This window comes from Pyrinomonas methylaliphatogenes, from assembly GCF_000820845.2.
GTDB lineage: Bacteria > Acidobacteriota > Blastocatellia > Pyrinomonadales > Pyrinomonadaceae > Pyrinomonas > Pyrinomonas methylaliphatogenes.
In genome coordinates this window covers 148,418-170,934 of sequence record NZ_CBXV010000002.1, presented here as the reverse complement: position 1 = coordinate 170,934, position 22,517 = coordinate 148,418, and the positions used below count along the sequence as shown (strand labels likewise).

At 60.4% G+C, this 22,517-nt stretch carries 20 protein-coding genes; 9 read left to right on the top strand and 11 right to left on the bottom strand.

The annotated features are described in order from the left end of the window. Window positions 1–40: 40 nt before the first annotated feature. From PYK22_RS02380 to PYK22_RS02355, 6 genes are all read right to left on the bottom strand, one after another. A complete protein-coding gene (locus PYK22_RS02380; RefSeq protein WP_041973961.1) occupies window positions 41–1,225 on the bottom strand; it encodes a tetratricopeptide repeat protein in 1,185 nt (394 codons plus the stop codon). A 91-nt stretch (window positions 1,226–1,316) separates the two neighbouring features. Further along, entirely contained in the window at window positions 1,317–2,096 is a 780-nt protein-coding gene (locus PYK22_RS02375; RefSeq protein WP_041973958.1) for a TerC family protein, read from the bottom strand. A 105-nt stretch (window positions 2,097–2,201) separates the two neighbouring features. After that, complete coding sequence (gene glmS, locus PYK22_RS02370; RefSeq protein WP_041974438.1) at window positions 2,202–4,061, bottom strand: glutamine--fructose-6-phosphate transaminase (isomerizing); 1,860 nt, start codon at window positions 4,059–4,061, stop codon at window positions 2,202–2,204. A 115-nt stretch (window positions 4,062–4,176) separates the two neighbouring features. Continuing rightward, a complete protein-coding gene (glmU, locus tag PYK22_RS02365; RefSeq protein WP_083437572.1) occupies window positions 4,177–5,670 on the bottom strand; it encodes a bifunctional UDP-N-acetylglucosamine diphosphorylase/glucosamine-1-phosphate N-acetyltransferase GlmU in 1,494 nt (497 codons plus the stop codon). A 29-nt stretch (window positions 5,671–5,699) separates the two neighbouring features. Continuing rightward, window positions 5,700–6,719 (bottom strand): gluconeogenesis factor YvcK family protein, encoded by a 1,020-nt coding sequence (locus tag PYK22_RS02360; protein WP_041973955.1) that lies wholly within the window; start codon window positions 6,717–6,719, stop codon window positions 5,700–5,702. Between the two features lie 134 nt (window positions 6,720–6,853). Beyond that, the gene (locus PYK22_RS02355) at window positions 6,854–7,423 is read right to left on the bottom strand and encodes a TPR end-of-group domain-containing protein (RefSeq protein WP_157770626.1); all 570 of its coding nucleotides are present in this window, start codon (window positions 7,421–7,423) and stop codon (window positions 6,854–6,856) included. A gap of 473 nt (window positions 7,424–7,896) precedes the next feature. Between PYK22_RS02355 and PYK22_RS02350 the strand changes: the two genes are divergently transcribed. Together PYK22_RS02350 and PYK22_RS02345 are read left to right on the top strand one after the other, a co-directional pair. Beyond that, a complete protein-coding gene (locus tag PYK22_RS02350) occupies window positions 7,897–8,379 on the top strand; it encodes a roadblock/LC7 domain-containing protein (RefSeq protein ID WP_041973950.1) in 483 nt (160 codons plus the stop codon). A 35-nt stretch (window positions 8,380–8,414) separates the two neighbouring features. Continuing rightward, on the top strand, window positions 8,415–9,005 hold the full coding sequence (locus PYK22_RS02345) for a GTP-binding protein (RefSeq protein WP_041973948.1): 591 nt from the start codon (window positions 8,415–8,417) through the stop codon (window positions 9,003–9,005). 146 nt (window positions 9,006–9,151) lie between these two features. On the opposite strand, the gene rimI is transcribed toward PYK22_RS02345, so the two are convergent. The 4 genes from rimI to ruvA all read right to left on the bottom strand — a co-directional run bounded on the left by rimI (window position 9,152) and on the right by ruvA (window position 12,771). After that, window positions 9,152–9,688 carry a ribosomal protein S18-alanine N-acetyltransferase gene (rimI, locus tag PYK22_RS16245; RefSeq protein ID WP_157770625.1) on the bottom strand — a complete coding sequence of 179 codons (537 nt, stop codon included), beginning with the start codon at window positions 9,686–9,688 and terminating at the stop codon, window positions 9,152–9,154. A 30-nt stretch (window positions 9,689–9,718) separates the two neighbouring features. After that, on the bottom strand, window positions 9,719–10,792 hold the full coding sequence (gene queA / locus PYK22_RS02335) for a tRNA preQ1(34) S-adenosylmethionine ribosyltransferase-isomerase QueA (RefSeq protein WP_211197590.1): 1,074 nt from the start codon (window positions 10,790–10,792) through the stop codon (window positions 9,719–9,721). A 292-nt stretch (window positions 10,793–11,084) separates the two neighbouring features. Beyond that, window positions 11,085–12,116 carry a Holliday junction branch migration DNA helicase RuvB gene (gene ruvB, locus PYK22_RS02330; protein ID WP_041974429.1) on the bottom strand — a complete coding sequence of 344 codons (1,032 nt, stop codon included), beginning with the start codon at window positions 12,114–12,116 and terminating at the stop codon, window positions 11,085–11,087. 49 nt (window positions 12,117–12,165) lie between these two features. After that, window positions 12,166–12,771: a Holliday junction branch migration protein RuvA gene (gene ruvA / locus PYK22_RS02325; protein ID WP_041973946.1), complete on the bottom strand. Its 606-nt coding sequence runs from the start codon at window positions 12,769–12,771 to the stop codon at window positions 12,166–12,168. A 203-nt stretch (window positions 12,772–12,974) separates the two neighbouring features. Here ruvA and PYK22_RS02320 point away from each other — a divergent pair, with 203 nt between their 5' ends. Genes PYK22_RS02320 through PYK22_RS02310 form a run of 3 tightly spaced genes read left to right on the top strand, consistent with a single transcriptional unit; the run spans window position 12,975 to window position 14,948 of the window. Next, window positions 12,975–13,691, top strand: a complete 717-nt coding sequence (locus PYK22_RS02320) for a redox-sensing transcriptional repressor Rex (RefSeq protein WP_083437536.1) — start codon at window positions 12,975–12,977, stop codon at window positions 13,689–13,691. A gap of 4 nt (window positions 13,692–13,695) precedes the next feature. Then, complete coding sequence (locus PYK22_RS16240) at window positions 13,696–14,139, top strand: energy transducer TonB (protein ID WP_060635242.1); 444 nt, start codon at window positions 13,696–13,698, stop codon at window positions 14,137–14,139. An 11-nt stretch (window positions 14,140–14,150) separates the two neighbouring features. Next, window positions 14,151–14,948 (top strand): class II aldolase/adducin family protein, encoded by a 798-nt coding sequence (locus PYK22_RS02310; protein WP_060635241.1) that lies wholly within the window; start codon window positions 14,151–14,153, stop codon window positions 14,946–14,948. A gap of 23 nt (window positions 14,949–14,971) precedes the next feature. Here the strand turns inward: PYK22_RS02310 and PYK22_RS02305 are convergent, their stop codons facing one another. After that, complete coding sequence (locus tag PYK22_RS02305) at window positions 14,972–15,445, bottom strand: cyclic-phosphate processing receiver domain-containing protein (protein WP_041973944.1); 474 nt, start codon at window positions 15,443–15,445, stop codon at window positions 14,972–14,974. A gap of 273 nt (window positions 15,446–15,718) precedes the next feature. Between PYK22_RS02305 and PYK22_RS17460 the strand changes: the two genes are divergently transcribed. The 4 genes from PYK22_RS17460 (at window position 15,719) to carB (ending at window position 22,508) form a co-directional block, all read left to right on the top strand. Beyond that, window positions 15,719–15,874, top strand: a complete 156-nt coding sequence (locus PYK22_RS17460) for a hypothetical protein (RefSeq protein WP_157770624.1) — start codon at window positions 15,719–15,721, stop codon at window positions 15,872–15,874. Window positions 15,875–15,893: 19 nt separating this feature from the next. Next, window positions 15,894–18,044 carry a bi-domain-containing oxidoreductase gene (locus PYK22_RS02300; RefSeq protein WP_041973942.1) on the top strand — a complete coding sequence of 717 codons (2,151 nt, stop codon included), beginning with the start codon at window positions 15,894–15,896 and terminating at the stop codon, window positions 18,042–18,044. 181 nt (window positions 18,045–18,225) lie between these two features. Beyond that, complete coding sequence (locus PYK22_RS02295) at window positions 18,226–18,999, top strand: ATP-binding protein (protein WP_083437535.1); 774 nt, start codon at window positions 18,226–18,228, stop codon at window positions 18,997–18,999. A 281-nt stretch (window positions 19,000–19,280) separates the two neighbouring features. Next, window positions 19,281–22,508 (top strand): carbamoyl-phosphate synthase large subunit, encoded by a 3,228-nt coding sequence (carB, locus tag PYK22_RS02290; protein ID WP_041973937.1) that lies wholly within the window; start codon window positions 19,281–19,283, stop codon window positions 22,506–22,508. Window positions 22,509–22,517: the final 9 nt, after the last annotated feature.

The following is a 22,517-nucleotide window of genomic DNA, read 5'->3' as shown; positions in this document are numbered from 1 at the left end:
TCGGGTGGGCCGAGGGCGAAGCGCTGAGTAGAATCGCTCCTCAGCGCTTCGTTCTGATCACCTGTTCGCGGATGTATTGGCGAAGCTTGTCGCGGTTCGTCTGACGATAGCCGGCATAGTCTCTGGCGATGCCTTCATCGGCGCGCGCTAAGAGCACGTATGCTTCTATCAAGTTGGCCTTGTAAAGATTGAGGAGGTTGGCGAGCGTTGGATCAGCAGCGGCGCTCTTCCCGAGTTCGGGATCTCGGATGGCGACCTCGGCAGCCGCGCGAAGCGCCGCCGCTTCTTCGCGCAGGCTGTGGCGATAGGCTTTCTCGTTGGGGAACTCTTTGGCGAATTCGCTCTTCGCCCACGCCGCGCGCGTATCCTTGTAAGCCTTCCAATATTTGACCGATTCGTTTGCCGGCTCGACGCGCGGGTGGCCCAGTTGCGCCTGCGCTTCTTCGGCCCATTGAATCAACGCGCCCCACGTCGCGCGATTGTACGGCTCGGCGACGATCGCTTCGATGAATTTGTCGCGAGCTTCATCGAGTTTGCCTTGCGCCATGAGCGCATCGCCCCAGTAGCGATAGGCCGTTTCGCGGTCGGGATCGATCGCGATGGCGCGCCCGAACCATTCGGCGGCCTTGTCCCAGGTCTTCTTGCGATAGTGCATGTCGCCAGCGAAGAGGGCCGCTTCGTAAAGTTTCGGATCGAGTTTGAAGGCTCGCTCATAAGCTGCCAGCGCGCCATCTAGGTCGCCTTTGACGAAGGCGTCCTCGCCTTCGTGCATGGCCGCGTCGGCCTCCTTGTTCTCGGAGAATTTGGTGACCGGTTCGCTTCCATCAGGCGGGATGATCTCGATCAACTGTTCGAGCAGATCGTTTTTGACGCCCAACTGTTTCGCTCGCAGAAGCGCCGCGCGAGCTTGGAGGCGGGCTTGCCGTCGCGCCTCTTGATCGGGCAGCGTCCGCGCGTTGGCCAGTCTGGCGAAACCGAGATAGAACTGGACCTCGCCGTCAGACGGCTGGGCCAGCGCGAGTTTCTCTAAGACCTGCAGGGCTTCGGGGATGCGATTGTTTTGCAGAAGCTCGAGCGCGCGGCGGCGTTCCGTCTCATACACGCCAGCGCTTTGACTCTGTGCGGTCGGAGGCTGCGACGCTCTCTCTTGCGCGCTGGTCGTCTCAAGCAAAACGGCGCAAAGCGCAATGGCGATCAGATAGCGGGCGAGGGATTGGCTGGACATGGGTTGCTCCTTTCGATTTTCGGCACGGGGCGAAAGTTCGTTTGCGCTCGCGCCTGTCTCGAAGCGAGCATATGCCCTCCGCCGCGCGTAGTCAACTTTCCGCTCCAATCCTCTGCCCGTCTTGCTCGAGGGGGCGCGCGTAGCGAGCACGCAGTTCGACGGGTTGCGCCGCCCTCTTCCGCAGTTTGAGGTTGAGCATCTCGACGAAGACGGAGAATCCCATGGCGAAGTAGATGTAGCCTTTCGGGATGTGAAGCGCGAAACCCTCGGCGACCAGCGCGAAACCGATCAGGAGCAGGAAGCTCAGCGCGAGCATCTTGATGGTCGGATGGCGATGGACGAAATCGCTGACCGGTCCGGAGAAGATGATCATGATGATGACGGCGATGATGATCGCGGCGATCATGATGCCGATCTGATTGACCATGCCGACGGCGGTGATCACCGAATCGAGCGAGAAGACGATGTCGAGCAGCAAGATCTGGATGATGATGCTCGCGAAGGTCGAAGCGGCGCGCTGCGCCCGTAGCTCATCGCCGCCTTCCAGTTTGTCGTGGATTTCGTAAGTGCTTTTGCCGATCAGAAATAGCCCGCCCGCGAGAAGGATCAGATCGCGCCCCGAGAACTCTTGGCCCAGCAGTTCGAAGAGCGGATTCGTGAGGCGCGCGATCTGAGCGAGGAAAAAGAGCAGCGCGATGCGCGTCAGCATGGCGAGCGCCAAGCCGATCGTGCGCGCGCGCGCCTGTTGCGCAGCGGGCAACTTGCCGACGAGTATCGAGATGAAGATGACGTTGTCGATGCCGAGGACGACTTCGAGCGTCGTGAGCGTCAGCAGGCCGATCCACGCCTGCGGATCAGTCACCCAAGTCATGTGGCAGCTTCCTCCTAAAGGCGATCTGTCGAGACTTGGGCGGGGATCTTACTACGAGGTCGCGCGAGAGATGAAGCGAGCGGGTCCGCCGCCATCCCGCTTCGCTCATTCGACGGTGACCGATTTCGCCAGATTGCGCGGCTGGTCCACGTCGCAGCCGCGACGCACGGCGATGTGATAGGCGAGAAGTTGCAGCGGAATGATCGCTAAGATCGGCGAAAGCAGATCGCTCGCCGCCGGGATCTCGATCACATGATCGGAGACCTTCGATGACATCTCGTCGCCCTCGGTCAAGACTGAGATGACTATCCCTTCACGCGCTTTGACTTCGACGATGTTCGAGTGAGTCTTCTCATAGCGTAGCTCCGATGCGCGATTGCCCTGCTCGCGCGTGTTGATGACGACGACGGGGAGCCGTTCATCGATCAGCGCATTGGGGCCGTGCTTCATCTCGCCCGCCGGATAGCCTTCGGCGTGAATGTAGGAGATCTCTTTGAGTTTGAGCGCGCCCTCGAGCGCAATGGGGAAGTTGATGCCGCGTCCCAAGTAGAGGAAATCGGTCGCGCGGAAGAACTCTTTAGCCAGCTCCTCGACTCGATCGGTGTCGCTTAGAAGATGCTCGATCTTCACAGGCAGTTCGGCGAGCTGTTGCGCATGGCGGCGCGCTTCGTCGCTGCTGATGATGCCGCGCAGTTGACCCAAGTAGAGCGCGAACAGGTAGAGCGCGACCATCTGCGCGGTAAAAGCTTTGGTCGACGCGACGCCGATCTCTGGCCCAGCATGCGTCAGGATCGTGCCATCGGCTTCGCGCGTGATCATCGAGCCTTGGACGTTACAGATGGCGAGCACGCGCGCGTCGCGTTCCTTTGCCTCGCGCAGCGCGGCGATCGTGTCCGCCGTCTCGCCCGATTGCGAGATGACGATGAGCAGCGTCCGCTCATCGAGCACGGGATTGCGGTAGCGAAACTCTGACGAATAATCGACCTCGACGGGGACGCGCGCCAATTGCTCGATCATGTACTTGCCAGCTAATCCTGCGTGCCAGCTCGTGCCGCAGGCGGCGATCATCACGCGATCGAAGCGACGGAACTCCCCTTCCGTAATGTTCATCGGGTCGAGATAGACCCGCCCAGTGTCGAGCGAGATGCGCCCCTGCACGGTATCGCGCACGGCGCGCGGCTGCTCATAGATCTCTTTGAGCATGAAATGCTTGAATCCGCCCTTCTCGGCCATGATCGGATCCCATGTGATCCGCTGATGGACGGGTCGGACGGGATTGCCGTCGAAGTCCGTAACGCGCACGGCATCGCGCGTCAGCACGGCGATCTCGCCATCGCCGAGGAAGAAGACGTCGCGCGTGTGCTGCAAGATGGGCGGGATATCGCTGGCGACGAAATGCTCGCCGTCGCCGAGGCCGATGACGACCGGCGGCCCCTGTCGGACGGCGATGATCGTATCGGGTTCGTCCGATGAGATGATCGAAAGGGCGAAGATGCCGCGCAGCTCTTTGACGCTCTCGCGCACGGCCTTTTCGAGGCTATCGGTGCGCCGCAGCTTCTCCTCGATGAGATGCGCGATCACCTCGGTATCGGTTTCAGTGACGAAGCGGTGATCGCTCCGCCGCAATTGCTCTTTGAGCTGGAGATAGTTCTCGATGATGCCGTTATGGACGACGACGACGCGCCCCGTGCAATCGCGATGCGGATGCGCGTTCTCTTCCGTCGGGCGCCCATGCGTGGCCCAGCGCGTGTGCCCGATGCCATAGGTGCCATCGATCGGTTGCAGGCGAATCGCCTCTTCCAGATTGCGAAGCTTACCTTCGGCGCGCCGTATCTTCAGATTGTGGTGTTCATCCACAACGGCGATGCCAGCCGAGTCATAACCGCGATACTCGAGCTTGCGTAGACCGTCAAGGAGGACCGGCACCACCTGCTTGTTGCCAACATATCCAACGATTCCACACATGATCTTCAGTTGCACCTCGCGATTGCTAAGATTCTGCTGATCGCGCCCTCAGCCTCCACGGTAAATAAACCGTGAAAAGCGGCCACTTTCCGCGGAGACGATCGGGTGAGGCGCGCTAGACATCGCTGCTGACCGGGTTCATCTGCGGCGCCTCATCCCCTGCCGCGTTTTGATCGTCCGGCGCCGGAGCCGCTGAGCGGACATCTTTCGATTCGCTCGTCGCATAAAGATGCTTCTTGACCACTGCGGGTACGCCGGCCACGAGCGTATCGGGCGGAACGTCCCTGATGACGACCGATCCGGCGCCCGTCACCGAACGGGCGCCGACGCGCACCGGAGCGACGAGCATCGTGTCGGAGCCGATCTTCACATCATCTTCGATGATGGTCTCGTGTTTGCGCACGCCATCGTAGTTACAAGTGATCGTCCCCGCGCCGATGTTGGTTCGCTCGCCGATGGTCGCGTCGCCCAAGTAGGCGAGATGCATGGCCTTCGATTTGCGCCCCACGCGCGACTTCTTCACCTCGACGAAATTGCCGATGGCGGCGCCTTCGCCTAAATGCGCGTTCATGCGCAGATGCGCGAATGGACCGACGGAGCAGTCGTCTTCGATCTCCGATGCGACGATGATCGAGTGATCTTTCACCGTCACACGATTGCCGAGCCGCGAATCAACAATGCGCGCCCCCGGATAGATCGTGCACTCTTCGCCGATCATCGTGCGCCCCTCGATGTGCACGTTCGGGTAGATCACCGTGTCGCGCTCGATGCGCACGTCCGGCCCGATATAGGTGTTCATCGGATCGATGATCGTGACGCCATCGAGCATCAGGCGACGCAAGGTGCGCATACGAAGAATACGCTCGAACTCAGCGAGTTCGGCGCGCGTGTTGATGCCGGCGACTTCGCGCGCGTCGGTGTGAACGTAAATGCTGACATCCTCGCCTTCGGCGCGCAGTATGCCCGGAACGTCGGTCAGATAATACTCGCCTTGCGCGTTGGTCGGTCGTACTTTCTCCAATGCCCGGAAGAGGGCGCGCGTCTCGAAGCAGTAGATGCCGGCGTTGACCTCTTTGATCTGGCGCTCTTCGGGCGAGGCATCCTTCTGCTCGACGATGCGCTCGAAACGCCCATCCGCGTCGCGCACGATGCGACCGTAGCCGGTCGGATCCTCGAGCCGAACGGCCAACAAAGTGCATGTCGCTCCGTGGCCGCGATGCGTGCGATGCTGGTGGATGAGCGCGCCGAGCGTCTCGGGGCGCACCAGCGGAACATCGCCCGATAGCACCAGCAGAGTCGAGTCGGCCCCCTCCAGCTCGGCGCGCGCCGCCATCACGGCATCGCCGGTGCCGCGCTGCTCGGCTTGGAAGATGAAACGGACATCACCATCCAGCTCTTGGCGCACCGCCGCCTCTACCTCTTCGGCTTGATGACCGACGACGACGTAGATGTGGCGCGGACTGAGGGCCGCCGCGGTGCGACAGACATGGGCGATGAGCGGAAGTCCGCCGAGCTTATGCAGAACTTTAGCGGTACGCGAACGCATGCGCGTTCCGAGTCCTGCCGCCAGGATCAGAACATCGAGCGGAGCGTGCGTTTCGTTTGCCATCACCTTCGATCCCTCGTTCTCCATAACCTTCAAACCGATTGGGGCGCGTTCGCTCGTTCATAGCAGGCGATGATGACGCGAGCTAGCTTCTCCGGACTGTGGCGCACCTTTTCGCCTTCATCCAGTAGATCGGCACGGACGATCTCCGCCGCGTTATCGAGCGCCGGCCTCCATTCCTCCTCATCCAATCCGATTTGATGCGCTCCCTCGGCCGCATAGCGCGCCGCTTGTTCCTCGCTGATGGGACGATTATTGACGATGACGTAATCGAACTTGATGGCTGGCGCGTACTCGTTCACCTTCTCCAGATGTTGTCGCGCCGTGTAGCCATCGGTCTCCCCGGGTTGAGTCATCAGGTTGCAGACGAAGATCTTTATCGCGTGCGATTCGGCGATCGCTTCGGGCACGCGCGCAACCAGCAGGTTGGGGAGAATGCTCGTGTAGAGCGAGCCCGGACCGATCGTGATGATGTCTGCGGCGCGAATGGCGGCTAGGGCCTCCGGCAGAGGAAGACATTTCTCAGGTTCCAAGCGCAACCTTCTTATCGGTTTGCGCGAGGCGGTGATGTTCGTCTCCCCGCGCACGATCGTCCCATCCTCAAGTTCGGCCACCAGACGCACATCGCTCAAGGTCGCCGGATAGATGCGCCCCTTGATGGCTAAAACCTCGGATGAGAGGCGGACCGCTTCGACGAAATCGCCGGTGACCGCCGTCAATGCGGCGAGGAAGAGGTTGCCGAAGCTGTGGCCGCCTAATTCGCCATCGCCCGGAAAACGGTAACGGAAGAGCCGCGAAAGGAGCGTCGAATCTTCCGATAGCGCGACCATGCAGTTGCGTATGTCGCCCGGAGGCAAGATCTGTAACTCATCGCGCAATCGCCCAGAACTCCCACCATCATCCGATACGGTGACGATCGCCGCCAAACTCTCTAACCACGGACCGCCCTCCTCAGACGGCTTGCCGACAAACCGCTTGAGGCCGGAAAGGAGCGTCGAAAGCCCTGTGCCGCCACCGATGGCGACCAGCTTCAAACCGCGATCCGTCCTCATAGACACCTTGACTCGCTTTCAGTCATCGCCTCAGGCAGAACGATTTCCGGTCAAACCGCTCTCAGATCGACGCCGCAATCATACTGGCAAAGTGATGGGCTTTCAATCGGGAGGGCCCCTATGAAGCTCGGGTTTCAACGCGAGGCAAAGACCAGACGCTCGAAATCGGGCTCGTTCCGTAACGGGGCTAGGTCCTGATCTTGCTGGGCGCGCACGCGCAGGCTCGGTTGCAGATTGAGCGCGCGCTCAAGCGCCTCGAGCGCAGAGCTGATCGAACCGAGACGGGCCCGCGTCGCCGCAAGCCCGTAATGGATGTGCGCAGCTTCGGGCTGGCGCTTCAAAGCGCGTTCGAACATCTCTTGGGCGACTGAATAGCGCCCGCGATTCAGCTCGATGACGCCGCGATCATAAAGCGCATCCGGATCGCGCGGCAGATTGTTGTCCTTATGCAGCCGCGCCTCGGCAATGGCTAGGTAGGTGCGCGCACGCGCTGTCACCTCAGGCACGCTCGCATGTCGTTCGATCAGCGCGCGGAAGAGATCGCGCGCTTCGGCAAACCGCCCGCGAGCGAATTCCCGGTGCGCCCGCTCAAAAGCCCGGAGAGCTGCCGCCTCGGCGCTCAACGCGGAGCGGGTTTTGGTCGTTTGAACGAGCGTCGGCTTCTTGGCGCGGACAGCTTGAGTCCTCTTCCCGGCGTGCTTCATCTTGGGCTTTGCGGTCTTGGCCGCTTTCGCCCCTTTCCGCGCTGTGGAAGTCGCCTTCTTGTTAGCCTTGTTCGCTCGTCCCTTCGAGGTTGGGCTCTGCGAGCGTCGATTGGCCACCTTTCGCTCTCTCGCCGCGGCCTTGGCAGAAGCGGGACGGGGGGAGGATCGTTTGGTGCCCTTAGTGACGGTGTCGCTCATTATCGTCTCAAAGAAGCGGCCAGATAAAGGTCTACGCTTCAAGCCGATGCATGTTAACACAGGTTCAAGGCGCCGATCAATACCGGAACGCTAGTTGCATAACGAAGGAAAACAGTTGCAAAGATTATTTTATTGTGTTAAAAGGAGGGGCGGTGCTTCGCCCTTTTTCGCGAGGGTGAGGTTTTCGCACGATAGCGGACGACCTTGGCTCTCATGCCCCCGCCCTTGTCTTGTGGATTTTTCTCTAAAACCTTGTAAGAGCGGCTGGTTCTCTGATGACGGACACTCCAATCATAATGCGTGAGCAGCAGTACGAGCAGATCAACGCGGTGCTTCAGAAGCTGCGTGCGGATTCTCAGGCTCGCGTCGTCTTCCTTGTGGATAAGAACGGTCAGCCGATCGCCATTCAAGGCGAGATCGGTGGGCTCGACACGACGGGGCTCGCCAGTCTCGCGGCTGGTAATGTCGCGGCGACCGGCGGCATGGCGCGTTTGATCGGCGAAAAGGAGTTTCCGACCCTTTCGCATGAAGGCGAGCGCGAGAGCATCTACATCTCCGTTCTTGGGCGCACGCTGCTCGTCGTCGTCTTCGACGAGCGATCGAGCTTAGGGCTCGTCAAGCTGCGCGTGCGGCAAGCGTCGCAGGAACTGGCGGTGATCTTCGATGAGATCGCGCGCACCTCTGGTGAACGGCGTGCCGAAGATCTCTCGGCTTTTGCTGAGATTACGGACGAGGACATCGACAGCCTCTTCAGATAGCAAACGACGCCAGGATAGAGAATCGTTCTTCGACCATGACCTTCATTAACTACGCAGCACGTGAGATCAATTGCAAAATCGTTTACTACGGTCCCGGTCTGTGCGGCAAAACGACCAACTTGCAATACATTTACGATTCGACGGCGCCGGAGGCCAAAGGCAAGATGATCAGTTTGGCGACCGAGACCGATCGGACGCTCTTCTTCGATTTTCTGCCGCTCGATTTGGGGACGGTGCGTGGATTTCGCACGCGCTTTCATCTTTACACGGTCCCGGGGCAAGTCTTTTACGATGCATCGCGGCGGCTGATCCTGAAGGGCGTCGATGGAGTGGTCTTCGTCGCCGACAGTCAGGAAGAGCGCATGGATGCCAATATCGAATCGCTTTACAACTTGGAAGAGAACTTGCGCTCGCACGGTTACGATCTGATGAAGATCCCCTATGTCCTTCAGTTGAACAAGCGCGATCTGCCGAACATCTTGCCGGTCGAAGATCTGGTCGCTGAGCTACAGCGCAAAGGTGAACCGGTCATTGAGGCTATCGCTTCCAAGGGGATTGGCGTCTACGACACGCTCAAAGCGGTTGCTAAGCAGGTTCTGACCGAGCTACGCAAGGGCGGGACTTGAACTTCAGGGATAGGCATCGATCGGGCGATTGGATTCTGTAGAACTGAGACAACAGGCGCGCGAAAGATTCTTACATCAACGCATCGATCGGGCGATTTGATCTTGTAGGGCGAGCTGCCGGTGTTCGAACGTGAAGGCATCGAGCGTCAATCGAGCGATTTGATCATCAGTAGGCCGTCTCCCCCGTTGGAATAGTATTGCGGCAGTCTCTGAGTGACGACATAACCGAGGTTGCGATAGAGCTTTTGCGCCCCGGTATTGACGGCCCGGACTTCTAGGCGGACGGTGCGCACGCCGCGTCGGCGGAAGGCCTCTTCGATCTTTCGCATCAGGCGGAGGGCGATGCCGCGTCGGCGATGTTCGGGCGCGACGCCGACCGTCGTAATATGCCCAGTAAAATCCGGTTCGATCAATCCGATGATGAAACCGACCATCGTCCCATCGGCGGCGTTGGCCTGATAGCAGAGGGCTTCGGGCGCGGTCAGCAAGTAGTGGAAGGTCTCGCGGCTATAAGCTTCGCCGTCGGCGAAGCAGCGTTGGTCGAGTCGCCAACACTCTTCGAGTTGGGTGACGGTCAAAGGGCGGATGACGTAGGGCCATTCTGGATCGAGGGGCGGAGCAGGCGGCTCCTGTGCCTCATTCATCTGCCGCCAGCGTGAGCGTATCTTCCTCAAAACTCCCATCCTCTTCCCCTCTCGTCCCATTCCGCGCCTTTAGATTATAAGCATGCAATCGCCGTAACTGTAGAACCGATAACGCTCTTTGACGGCGTGGCGGTAGGCGGCAAGGATCAGTTCGCGCCCGGCGAAGGCGGAGACCAAAAGGAGCAGCGAGGAGCGCGGCAGGTGGAAGTTGGTCAACAGCGCGTCGACGGCGCGGAAGCGGTATCCGGGGACGATCGTCAACTGCGTCGAGCCGGCTGTTGGTTTGACGATACCGCGTTCGTCCGCGGCGCTTTCAAGCGCGCGGACGCTCGTCGTCCCGACGGCGATGATGCGTCCGCCGCTCCTACGCGCCTGCGCGATCTTCTCTGCGGCTTCCTGTCCGATCACGAAGCGTTCGGCGGCCACTCTGTGTTGTTGGACGTCTTTGACGCGCACCGGTTCGAACGTCCCATATCCGACGTGGAGCGTGATCTCCGCGATCTGCGCGCCGCGTTCGCGCAGTTCCGCGATGATGCGCGGCGTAAAGTGCAAGCCAGCGGTTGGCGCGGCGACTGCGCCGCGCTCGCGCGCGAAGATCGTTTGGTAGCGTTCGCGATCGGGCGCGTCCGCTTTGAATGGATCGCGTTTGATGTAGGGCGGAAGGGGCGTGCGCCCGATCTCATCGAGCAACTGATCGAAATTCTCCTCGCATTCGAATCGCACGAGGCGAAGACCGCCCTCGATCTCTTCGCGGATCTCGCCGCGCAAGCGCCCTTCGCCAAACGAGACGCGCGCGCCGACAGGCAGCCTCCTCGCCGGTCGGGCGAGGGCCTCCCATTCGAGCGCGCCCCGTTCGGTTAGGAGCAGCAGTTCGATCTTCCCGCCCGAAGGCTCGCGCCGCCCAATGAGGCGCGCTGGGAAGACGCGCGTATTGTTGATGACCAGAACATCGCCGGGATGGACCAGCTCTGGAAGGTCGCGGAAGGCGCAGTCTTGCCAGCAGGCGCGATGGCGATCGACGACGAGCATGCGCGAAGCGTCGCGCGGCTCAGCCGGTTGTTGCGCGATCAGTTCTTCGGGAAGATCGTAATCGAAGTCCGAGATGAGCACGGCGGAAAATGACGTTTGGAATCTCGACCCCAAGCGCCTCAATCTGCGATCCTTTCCTCAGGCTAGGGCAATCTTACTACAAGATCTTGAACATCCGCCACTTTCGCCCGAACCGTCACGGAAGGCGGATTGCGCGGATCATCCTTTGCGTGCGCGTCTGGCGATGCCGCATCGGTCTTCATCATCAACGCGTCTGGCGATGCCGCATCGGTCTTCATCATCAAGACGCTCGGGCGGCAAGGATCTGCGGCGCGATCCTTGATTCTGTATCAAAGGCGGCGAACTGCGCGCCGTGCGCTTCGTCAAACAGACTGCGGTGCGATCCTTATTCCGTATCGAAGAGGCTCGGTCTTTGCTGCGGTGGGGCGATGCCGAAATGCTTGTAAGCGAGCGGCGTCGCCATGCGTCCGCGCGGCGTGCGGTTAAGGAAGCCGATCTGGATCAAGTATGGTTCGATGATCTCTTCGATGGAGTCTTTCTCTTCGTGGATCGAGGCCGAGAGCGTGCCGAGTCCGACTGGCCCGCCGCCGAACTTCTCGATGATCGTCAAAAGCAGCTTCCGATCCATTTCGTCGAGGCCGAAGGTATCGACCTCCATGCGATTGAGCGCGTCGCGGGCGACGTCGCCTGTGATACGCCCGTCATATTCGACCTCGGCGTAATCGCGCACGCGCCGCAACAAGCGGTTGGCGATGCGCGGCGTGCCGCGCGCGCGGCGGGCGATCTCGCGCGCCCCTTCGCGATCGATCTCGACGCGCAGGATCTCCGCCGAGCGGCGCACGATCAACTCGAGTTCATCGTGGTTGTAGAACTCTAAGTGGAAGGCGATGCCGAAGCGTCCGCGAAGCGGCGCGGTGATCAAGCCGGCGCGCGTCGTCGCGCCGACGAGGGTGAACTTCGGTAGATCCAGTTTAATGGTGCGGGCGGCTGTGCCTTGCCCGATGACGATATCGAGTTGATAATCCTCCATCGCCGGGTAGAGCACTTCTTCGATGGCTGGATTCAGGCGATGTATCTCATCGATGAAGAGGATCTCGCCATCCTGCAAGTTGGTCAAAATGGCCGCGAGATCGCCGGGGCGTTCGATCGCTGGACCGGAAGTCGAACGCACGGGGGCGCCCATCTCGTTGGCGATGATGAGCGAGAGCGTCGTCTTGCCGAGCCCTGGTGGTCCAGTGAGGAGGACATGATCGAGCGCTTCGCGCCGCGCGCGCGCCGCACGGATGAAGACGGCGAGGTTGCGGGTGACGCGCTCCTGGCCGATGTACTCGGAGAGGCGCGTCGGGCGAAGCGATTTCTCGAACTCGCGCTCATCATCGTCGGCCTGTGCGTGCCGCATCTTTATCTCTTCCGTCATCTTCGCCCTTCCCTCTAGCTCGTTCATAGTAACTATGTCGCTGTTATCCTTAAGCTTTGGCGAGCAAGCGCAGGCTTCGGCGCAGGATCTCTTGGACGGTCAACTCGCCGCCATCGCGCAGCGCTTGAGCGATGGCCTTCTCTGCCGCCGCTTTGGGATAGCCCAAGTTCAAAAGCGCCGAGAGCGTGTCTTCGCGCAACGAATCTTCCGACGGCGACCCTGCGACGGGCGCTTCGGCTACCGTTTCGGCGAGCGTTGCGACCTTGTCGCGCAGCTCGATGATCAAGCGTTCAGCCGTTTTGCGTCCGACGCCGGGGACGGATGTCAAGCGCGCGAGGTTGTTGGTACGGATCGCCATGATGATCTCATCCGCTGTCAAGCTCGAGAGCATCGCGATGGCCAGTTTCGGACCGACCCCGTTGACGGAGATCAGACGAAGGAAGAGTTCGCGTTCGCGCGCCGTTTTGAAACCGTAAAGCTGCAGCGTATCTTCGCGCACGTAGGTGTAGATGCGTAAAGAGACGCGCGCGCCGGGTTCCTCCATCTCGTAGAAGGTCGAAAGCGGGATGATCACCTCGTAGCCGACTCCGCCGACGTCGAGGATCACGCTCGTCGCTTGTTTGGCCAGCAAAGTGCCGGACAGATGCGCTATCATCTCGTCAATGGCTCTTCGGCATGGTTATTAGGAGCATCGTTCGCCAATTGGGAGCCGCTTCAGGGATCATTAGGTCTTCGGGAGCGAAACCGCATTGTAGTTTATTCTCGCCGCTTCGGCAACGCGCCGCTTGAAGGCCTCATCCATAGAGCGCACGCTCTTTCAACAAACTCGGCTTGGCGTTATACTCTTGGCGGGGAACGATGAAAGCGGAGAAAGTCTCTGAGCTGACGACGAATCGGTTGAGCGTCTACCTTCGGTGCCTCAATCTGCTGGCCGAAGCGGGCGTCAAGACCATTTCGTCGCAAGCGTTGGCCGATCAATTCAACTTGAACTCGGCCCAGATTCGTAAGGATCTCGCCTATTTCGGCGAGTTCGGGGTGCGCGGCGTCGGTTACGACGTCGATGAGTTGCGCCGTCATCTGACGAAGATCCTCGGTCTGGATAGGCCGCATCGCGTCGGGATCATCGGCGCGGGCAATTTGGGGACGGCGCTTGCCAACTACACGGGGTTTGCCGCCTCGAATTTCACGGTCGTCGCGCTATTCGATAACGATCCGCAGAAGATCGGACAGCGTATCGGTCAGAATCAGATCCCGGTGTACGATGTGCGCGATTTGGCGAAGGTCGTGCGCGAGAAGGGGATCGATGTGGCGGTGATCGCCGTGCCGGCGCGCGTCGCCCAACGCGTGTTGAATCAGGTGATGGCCGCAGGGATCAAAGCCGTCTTGAACTTCGCCCCGGTCCGTCTTCATGCGCGTCTCGGCGTCAAGGTCAAGACGGTCGATTTGACGATCTCGCTCGAAAGCCTCTCCTATTTTTTGGCCCGACCGCAGGTGACATGCATTACCAATCCGCGGAGCATTCTTCCATACGAAGAGATCGCGCAACGCGAAGAACGTGAGCTAGCGAAGGAGTGAAGCCATGATGCCGATAGCGAAAAGGATCTTTCCCTTCATCGTGACGTTATTGCTCGGCCTGTTGCTTGCCGGCGCGTTCGATCTCCTGCGCTTCGCGCCGTGTGCCAAGCGCAAGGTCGCGCCGCTACCGAGCGGAACCCTCAGCGGGCTTTCATGCCCAAACGCCTCGAGGTTCGATGGGACGATGCCCGTCAGGATCCTATTCAAACCCGAACCGCGCTACACATCAAGAGCGATCGCCAATGGGACGACGGGCGTTGTGCGACTGCGCGCGCAGTTCAACGCCGATGGGACGATCTCGGATATCGAGCCGTTGGCGACTCTGCCTGATGGCTTGACCGAAGAGGCGATTCGCGCCGCACGACAGATCAAATTCCTGCCTGCGACCGAAAACGGGCGACCCGTTTCGGTCACTAAGCTCATCGAGTACAAGTTCGATCTTTATTGAGCGTTCTTCGGATGGATGAACGGACGGCGCGGCGTGAAATAGTCGAGATCGGACGCTTGCTCTACGAGCGCGGTTATGTCGTCTCGTCCGATGGCAACTTGAGCGTAAGGCTCGACGATGGGCGCATTGTGGCGACGCCGACCCAAGTGTGCAAAGGGAGAATGACTGAGGAGGCGCTCGCCATCACCGACCTAGAAGGGCGTTCGCTCAATGGTCGGCGTCCGTCGAGCGAATTGAAGATGCACCTGCTCATCTATCGTGAGCGCGAAGATGTGCGCGCCGTCTGTCACGCTCATCCGCCTCATGGGACGGCTTTTGCGGTCGCCGGTCTGCCGATCGATCAGCCGATACTCTCCGAAGTGATCCTCGCCCTCGGCTGCGTTCCGCTCGCGCCATACGGCACGCCTTCGACCGAAGAGCTGACTGAAGCGATGCGCCCATTGGTCAAGCATCACAACGCGCTCCTGATGGCCAATCACGGCGCTGTGGCTTACGGTGGCGATCTCTGGCAAGCGTTCGATCGCATGGAGACGCTCGAGCACACGGCGCGCATCGCCATCTTGGCGCGTCTTTTGGGCCGTCCGCAGCAATTGCCGCCCCGCGCCATCGAGAAGTTGATCAACATACGCGAAGCGGCGGGGTACTTGGACGAAAGGGCGCGTTGTCAGGCGTGCGGTTATCTGCACGATCTACAGATCGCTTGCCCCGTGACGAGCGAGCCGCGCCCGCCGGACGGCAAGATCAGCCTCACGCGCGAAGAGTTGATCCAACTGCTCTGCGAAGTCGCCAGCGCGTCATCGAACGGCTGAGCTGGGGGCTATGCGCCGTGCCTTCACGCGCGCGCTTCTTTCCATATCCAACCGCGCTTGATACGCGAGGCGAGCACGGGAAAGGGGACGTATTCGGCGCGCCGCCCCGCGCGCCGCAGCACTTCGACCATCCGCATCGCTCCATCGGCGTTCCGCGTGTGGACCATGATCTTGGCGGACGGTTGTAGATGAGGGTGTTCGGCGAGCCATGCCGCGACGGCATATCCTGTGCGCTCGTCATCCGGCGCGTCGCACTCGTAATGTTCGGGGAGAAGATCGTGATCGAGGAAGATCAGATCGTAAGCGTTGCTGCTGAGCAAGTCTTTGGCGGCGGCGACATCGCTGGCGATGTCGAGCGTATCGGCGTTGAATCGTCCTCTGAACCACCGATGTCGCTGCGCGTCGTCGTCGAGCAGCAGGATGCGGAGTCTCCTCCGAGACGCGCTCCCATCTATGATGCCGAATCTACCGAGTAGCCCTTTGATCAATCTCTTCATCCTAAAAGCCCTCTCCGAGACGAGGATTCGGGGGAGAAGCTGAGCGAACAATATATCATGCGGAACGCTGGCGGCGCTGGGCGGAGTCGTTCCGCCGCCCGAAAGCTAAGCGAACAATATATCATGCGGAACGGCGATCCCGCCCCATGCGCCGATCCTCCTTGCGGATTTGACTTGTGCGCATGAAGCTTTCAAACTTCTGCGTTGCTCCGCGCGGGTTTGAACTCCACTTCGACTCGGCGAGAGCCTCACAGGTTGCTTCGGGAGTCGTTTATGCGGTGTCCTTACTGCGAGAGGCCTCTGCACCGATGGGGGACCTACTGTCGAGCTTGTCGGCGCAACGTTTGGCGTTGGCCGCATCTTTTGCTGTTCGCTGTGCTGTTGGTCATCGGCCTGTTTGCGCTGTGGGAGATCTTCATCGCGCGATGACCTGGTTGCGGAGAGTCGGATGAAACAGGTCTTACAGGATCCGAAGGAGAAGCGGGTGCGCGTCGTCGATGTGCCGCCGCCGGTGGCGCAAAGAGGGCGTGTGTTGGTCCGCACCGCCGCTTCGCTGATCAGCGCCGGAACCGAGCGCATGACGGTCGAGATGGGCCAGAAGGGGCTGCTCGGCAAAGCGCGCGAGCGTCCCGATCTGGTCCGGCAAGTGATCCAGAGGGCGAAGAACGAGGGTCTGCTGAACACGCTTCGCGTCGTGCGGGCGCGGCTCAGCTCTTCGACGGCGCTCGGCTACAGCGCCGCTGGGACGGTCATCGCCGTCGGCGAGGAGGTCGCCGGAATCAGCGTCGGCGACCGCGTCGCCTGTGCCGGCGCTGGATTCGCGTCGCACGCCGAGATAATTTCGGTGCCGAAAAACTTGTGCGCGCGTGTTCCATCGGGCGTTTCGATGGAACATGCGGCCTTCGGCACGCTCGGGGCCATTGCTTTGCAGGGCGTGCGGTTGGCCGAACCGACTTTGGGAGAGGCTGTGGTCGTCATCGGGCTTGGACTGCTGGGCCAGTTGACCGTGCAACTTCTCAAAGCGAATGGATGTCGCGTCTTCGGCATCGATCTCGACGAAAGAAAGGTCGAACTAGCGCGTTCGTTGGGAGCGGACGAGGCGGCGGTGATGAACGCCGAAACGCGGCGCGCCGTGATGGACTGGTCGCGCGGGCGCGGCGCCGATGCCGTTTTGGTCACAGCAGCGACCTCATCGAACGAGCCCATTGAATTTGCCGGCGAAATTGCGCGCCTTCGCGGGCGCATCATCGCCGTCGGGCTTGTCGGCATGAACGTGCCGCGCAAGGTCTATTACGAGAAGGAGCTATCGCTCATCGTCTCGCGTTCCTATGGGCCGGGACGATACGATCCGGAGTACGAAGAACGCGGTCACGACTATCCTTTCGCTTACGTCCGTTGGACTGAGGGGCGCAATCTCGAAGCCTTTCTCGACCTCGCCGCCGAAGGGCGCGTCAAACTCGATCCGTTGATCACGCATCGATTCAAGATCGAAGAGGCCGAAGAGGCTTACCGTCTGATTACGGGCGAACGAGGCGAACCGTATCTCGGCGTTGTGCTCCTTTACGATGAAACGCGCCCGGTCGAGACGCGCATCGAAATCGCGAAGCGAAAGGTCACGACCGGAACAGGTCGCGTGCGCGTCGGATTGATCGGCGCTGGCAATTACGCCCGTTCGTTGCTCCTTCCCGCATTGAAGGCGGCTGGCGTGGAATTTCAAGCGGTGGCGACGGCGTCGGGCATTTCGGCGCGCGATGTCGCCGAAAAATATGGTTTTCGCTATTGCGTCGCAGGTGCGGATGAGATCTTGGATGACGATGATGTCGATCTGATCGTCATCGCGACGCGCCACGATCTTCATGCCGAACTGGCGAAGCGAGCTTTGGAACGCGGGCGACACGTGTTCGTCGAAAAGCCTCTGGCGCTCAGCGATGAGGAACTGGACCAGCTTCTCGCGACTGCGATGCGCAGCGCGGGAAACCTTGCGGTCGGATTCAACCGGCGCTTCTCGCCGCTGGCCCGCGAGGCTAAGGAGTTCTTCAAAGCTAGACGCGAGCCGCTTTCGATTCTTTATCGCGTCAATGCCGGACGTATCCCGCGCGAGCACTGGACGCAAGACGCGCGCGAAGGCGGCGGGCGCATCATCGGCGAGGTGTGCCATTTCATCGACTTGATGCAATTCCTGACCGGAGCGCGCCCTGTGCGCGTCTATGCCGAAGAGATCGAATCGCGCAATCACGAGATCGTCTGTGAGGATTCGATCTTCGTCACCGTTCGTTTCGCTGATGGGTCGAACGGTTGCATCGCATATCTAGCTGAAGGCGATCGCGCGCTTCCCAAGGAACGCCTCGAGATCTTCGGCGAGGGGCGCGCCTTTGTGCTCGATGATTTCCGCGCGGCGAGCGCTTATCATCGTGGACGGGAGCGGAAGATCAGACTGCGCAATCAGGATAAAGGACAGTTCGAAGAGGCCAAGGCGCTCTATGCGATGGTGGCGGAAGGAGCGCCGCCGCCCATTCCGCTCGCGGAATTGGAGGCGACGACGCGCGCGACGTTTCGCATCCGCGATTCGTTACGCTTGCGCCGCCCCATCGAGCTCTGATCGATTCGCGTGTGACTGGCACGCCTCCGATTCGAAGCGGAAAAATGGAAGCGCGCAGATCAACTCTTGCATTCCACGGAGCGAGTGCTATAATCCGCCGCGCTACCGATTCCGATCTGCTGAGTCAAAATCGAACACAGCATCGCGCGCTTCTCTCGCACGGCGCAAATTGAAACGGGCTATGTCGTCGGATAACGCCAAGATCCATCCTTTATTCTCCATCCCTGAATCGGAGGAGCGGAGTGCGGAGGTAAAAGCCCCTTCCGGCGGGAACGTCTGTCCGCACTGCTTTGGCACGGGGATGGAAGTGGTGCCGGGGAAAGGGGCACGACGTTGTCGTTGTCGGACGGAGGATCAGCAGAAGAGGTTATTCGAAGCGGCGCGAATCCCGCGCCGCTTCGCCAACTGTTCGCTGCAGAACTACTACCCGAGCAATCCCTCGCAATTCCGCGCCTTTCAATTCGCGGTCAATTTGGTTCGCGATTATCCGGCGGTGGATCGCGGACTTCTTTTCATCGGTCCTGTCGGGGTTGGCAAAACCCATCTGGCTGTGGCGATCATCCGCGGATTGATCGAGAAGGGCGTGCCGTGCCTGTTCTACGATTTCGGCACGCTGCTCAAAGAGATACAGGATTCTTACAATCCGATCTCGCAGACATCTGAATTGCGCATTCTTGCGCCCGTCTACCAAGCTGAGGTGTTGGTGCTCGATGAACTCGGCGCATCGAAACCGACCGATTGGGTGCGCGACACGATGATGCAGGTGATCGGCACGCGCTACAACGAACGAAAGTTGACCATCATCACGACGAACTACATGGACGCGCGGCGCAACCCGGTTGAAGAGACGCTTGAAGATCGCATCGGCGTTCGCCTGCGCTCGCGCCTGTACGAGATGTGCAAGGCGGTGGTGATCGAAGGCGAGGATTACCGCCGCCGCTTCGAAGTGCAGTAAGCACCCAATATCTTAAGCTGTTGGCGGCTTGAGAAAGCCTCTTTCTGTAAGGCTCATGCTTGCCGCTTCAGAGTTTCATTCGGATGTGAGGGTTTCGTACTCAAGCCTTCTTGTCGCGCCCCATCGTTTGCTTTAGCATTTTGCGCTTCGCTCGTACTTTAAATTCAGCCATTTCGAATCAGTCGCTCGCGGAACACTACACAATCGCCCGCAGCAGCATGTATAATGCCTTGAATTCTGTTTGTCGCGCTTCAATTCAATCATTCGGTTGACATTTCGCCATGCCGAAACGCACCGACATTCGCAAGATAATGATCATCGGTTCGGGCCCGATCGTCATCGGGCAAGCGTGCGAGTTCGATTATTCGGGCACGCAGGCTTGCAAAGCCCTTCGCCAAGAGGGCTACGAGGTGGTGCTGGTCAATTCCAATCCGGCGACCATCATGACCGATCCCGAGATGGCCGATCGGACCTACATCGAACCGCTCACGGTCGAATTCGTCTCCGAGATCATCGCGCGCGAGCGGCCCGACGCGCTGCTTCCGACCGTTGGCGGTCAGACCGGACTCAATCTGGCGATCGCGCTCGCTGATGAGGGCGTGCTCGACCGCTACGGCGTGGAGTTGATCGGCGCCAACCGCGACGCGATACGCATCGCCGAGGACCGCGAGCTTTTCAAGAAGGCGATGGATGAAGCCGGGTTGCCGATGCCGCGCGGCGGTTTCGCGCGTTCGTGGGAAGATGCGCAACGGATCGTCGAGCAGACGGGCTATCCGGCGATCATCCGCCCGTCCTTTACGCTCGGCGGCACGGGCGGCGGCACGGCTTTCAATCCGGAGGAGTTCGAAGAGATCGTGCGCAACGGACTCGCCGCTTCGCCCATTCACGAAGTCTTGATCGAAGAATCGATCCTCGGCTGGAAAGAGTTCGAGCTTGAGGTGATGCGCGATCTGGCCGATAACGTCGTGATCATCTGTTCGATCGAGAATTTCGATCCGATGGGCGTGCACACGGGCGATTCGATCACAGTCGCGCCGGCGCAGACTTTGACCGACGTCGAGTATCAACGCCTGCGCGACATGGCGATCCGCATCATCCGCAAAGTGGGAGTTGAGACCGGCGGCTCGAACATACAATTCGCCGTCAATCCGGAGAACGGCGATGTGCGCGTGATCGAGATGAACCCGCGCGTGTCGCGCTCTTCGGCGCTCGCCTCGAAAGCGACCGGATTCCCGATCGCCAAGATCGCCGCCAAGCTCGCCGTCGGCTACACGCTCGATGAGATCCCGAACGACATCACGAAGAAGACGCCGGCGAGTTTCGAACCGACGATCGACTACGTCGTGGTGAAGATCCCGAAGTGGAACTTCGAGAAGTTCCGCGAAGCGGAAGACGTGCTCGGCACGCAGATGAAGTCGGTCGGCGAAGTGATGGCGATCGGGCGCACTTTCAAAGAGGCGCTGTTCAAGGGCCTGCGTTCGCTTGAAGCCGTCAAGCCGCTGCGTTTGGCGAATGTGCCAGAAGATGAGTTGCAGCGGAAGCTTGCGCGCCCCAACTCGCAACGCTTCTCCTACATCACCTATGCGTTGCGAACCGGGTGGTCCATCGACGAGATCTATCGTCTGACGCGCATCGATCCGTGGTTCTTGGAGCAGATCAGAGAGGTGATGGACGTTCAAGCTCGCGTCGAAGGGCGCGCGCTCGAAGAGATCCCGGCTGATCTGTTGCGCGAGTTCAAAGAGGTCGCCCTCTCCGACCGCCGCTTGGCTTACTTGACGGGGCGATCCGAGTTGGAAGTGCGCGAGTACCGCAAGCGCTTGGGCATCATCCCCGTCTACAAACGAGTCGATACGTGCGGCGCCGAGTTCGAATCGCATACGCCTTACCTCTATTCGACCTACGAGGACGAAGATGAAGCGAATCCGACCGATCGCCCGAAGATCATGATCTTGGGCTCGGGGCCGAACCGCATCGGGCAGGGAATCGAATTCGATTACTGCTGCTGCCATGCCTCGTTCGCCCTACGCGAAGCCGGTTACGAGACGATCATGGTCAACTGCAATCCCGAAACCGTTTCAACTGACTATGACACGTCGGACCGGCTCTATTTCGAACCGCTGACGTTCGAAGACGTGATGAACATCATCGACGTCGAAAAGCCGACGGGCGTCATCGTGCAGTTCGGCGGGCAGACGCCGCTCAATCTGGCCGTGCGTTTAGCTGAAGCGGGCGCGCCGATCATCGGCACGTCGCCTGATTCGATCGATCTGGCGGAGGATCGCCAACGTTTCGGCGCGTTGCTTCGCGAGCTCGGCATCCCGCAACCCGAAAACGGCACGGCCACGTCGAGCGAGGAGGCAAAGGCGATCGCGGCCAAGATCGGCTATCCGGTGCTCGTGCGCCCGAGCTACGTTCTCGGCGGGCGCGCGATGGCGATCGTTTACGACGAGAAGAGCTTGGACGAATACATGCGAACGGCCGTCGACGCTTCGCCGGAAAAGCCCGTCTTGATCGATAAGTTTCTTGAGCGCGCAGCGGAGTTCGATGTTGATGCGATCGCCGACGAAACCGCCTGCGTCATCGCCGGGATTCAAGAGCACATCGAAGAAGCCGGGATCCATTCGGGCGATTCATCGTGCGTGCTGCCGCCCGTCAAAATTGAGCCAGAGCATCTCGAGACGATTCGCCACTACACGCGGCTGCTGGCGCGCGCGCTCGGCGTCCGCGGGTTGATGAACGTGCAGTATGCCGTCAAGGATGATCGCGTCTATGTGCTTGAGGTCAATCCGCGCGCGTCGCGCACCGTGCCCTTCGTCTCGAAAGCGACGGGCGTGCCGCTAGCGCGCATCGCGGCGCTCGTGATGGCCGGAAAGCCGCTCAAGGAGTTCGGGCTACCGGATGACTTAACGGTTAATCGTTTCTTCATCAAATCGCCCGTCTTCCCGTTCAACAAATTCCCGGGCGTCGATCCGATCCTCGGGCCGGAGATGCATTCGACGGGCGAGGTGATGGGCATCGGGCAGACGTTCGGCGAGGCTTACGCGAAAGCGATGCTCGCCACGGGACTGAAGCTGCCGATCGGCGGCACCGCCTTTATCAGCGTCAACGATGCGGACAAAGGGCAAGCCGTCGTGCTCGCGCGCAGGCTGAAACGCTTGGGCTTCGATTTGCTGGCGACCGTTGGAACGGCGGCCCGTTTGCGCGAAGTCGGACTCGAAGTCGAAACGGTCTTCAAAGTCAACGAGGGCCGCCCGAACATCGTCGATTACATCAAGCGCGGCGCGATCGCGCTCATCATCAATACGCCGCTCGGGCGCGCTTCGCACTACGACGAGCAAGCGATTCGGCGCGCCGCGTTGCAGTACAACGTCCCGTGCGTGACGACGATGACCGGCGCGCAAGCGCTCATCGAAGCTATCGCGGCGCGTGGGCGCGAGAAGACATCGGTCATCTCTTTGCAAGAGCTTCATGCTCAGATCGCGCAGTCGGTTCACGTGCATTCGAACTGAGCGGTTGGC

Excerpts from the sequence above, each read along its gene's own strand:
- PYK22_RS02295 (WP_083437535.1), top strand. The coding sequence starts at position 18,226 with ATGTCGTCGGATAACGCCAAGATCCATCCTTTATTCTCCATCCCTGAA.
- ruvA (WP_041973946.1), bottom strand. The coding sequence starts at position 12,771 with ATGATAGCGCATCTGTCCGGCACTTTGCTGGCCAAACAAGCGACGAGC.
- glmU (WP_083437572.1), bottom strand. The coding sequence starts at position 5,670 with ATGGCAAACGAAACGCACGCTCCGCTCGATGTTCTGATCCTGGCGGCA.
- PYK22_RS02375 (WP_041973958.1), bottom strand. The coding sequence starts at position 2,096 with ATGACTTGGGTGACTGATCCGCAGGCGTGGATCGGCCTGCTGACGCTC.
- PYK22_RS02320 (WP_083437536.1), top strand. The coding sequence starts at position 12,975 with ATGAAAGCGGAGAAAGTCTCTGAGCTGACGACGAATCGGTTGAGCGTC.
- PYK22_RS02350 (WP_041973950.1), top strand. The coding sequence starts at position 7,897 with ATGACGGACACTCCAATCATAATGCGTGAGCAGCAGTACGAGCAGATC.
- PYK22_RS16240 (WP_060635242.1), top strand. The coding sequence starts at position 13,696 with ATGATGCCGATAGCGAAAAGGATCTTTCCCTTCATCGTGACGTTATTG.
- PYK22_RS02380 (WP_041973961.1), bottom strand. The coding sequence starts at position 1,225 with ATGTCCAGCCAATCCCTCGCCCGCTATCTGATCGCCATTGCGCTTTGC.
- glmS (WP_041974438.1), bottom strand. The coding sequence starts at position 4,061 with ATGTGTGGAATCGTTGGATATGTTGGCAACAAGCAGGTGGTGCCGGTC.
- PYK22_RS02305 (WP_041973944.1), bottom strand. The coding sequence starts at position 15,445 with ATGAAGAGATTGATCAAAGGGCTACTCGGTAGATTCGGCATCATAGAT.
- PYK22_RS02310 (WP_060635241.1), top strand. The coding sequence starts at position 14,151 with ATGGATGAACGGACGGCGCGGCGTGAAATAGTCGAGATCGGACGCTTG.
- rimI (WP_157770625.1), bottom strand. The coding sequence starts at position 9,688 with ATGGGAGTTTTGAGGAAGATACGCTCACGCTGGCGGCAGATGAATGAG.
- ruvB (WP_041974429.1), bottom strand. The coding sequence starts at position 12,116 with ATGACGGAAGAGATAAAGATGCGGCACGCACAGGCCGACGATGATGAG.
- PYK22_RS02300 (WP_041973942.1), top strand. The coding sequence starts at position 15,894 with ATGAAACAGGTCTTACAGGATCCGAAGGAGAAGCGGGTGCGCGTCGTC.
- carB (WP_041973937.1), top strand. The coding sequence starts at position 19,281 with ATGCCGAAACGCACCGACATTCGCAAGATAATGATCATCGGTTCGGGC.
- PYK22_RS17460 (WP_157770624.1), top strand. The coding sequence starts at position 15,719 with ATGCGGTGTCCTTACTGCGAGAGGCCTCTGCACCGATGGGGGACCTAC.
- PYK22_RS02345 (WP_041973948.1), top strand. The coding sequence starts at position 8,415 with ATGACCTTCATTAACTACGCAGCACGTGAGATCAATTGCAAAATCGTT.
- PYK22_RS02355 (WP_157770626.1), bottom strand. The coding sequence starts at position 7,423 with ATGAAGCACGCCGGGAAGAGGACTCAAGCTGTCCGCGCCAAGAAGCCG.
- PYK22_RS02360 (WP_041973955.1), bottom strand. The coding sequence starts at position 6,719 with ATGAGGACGGATCGCGGTTTGAAGCTGGTCGCCATCGGTGGCGGCACA.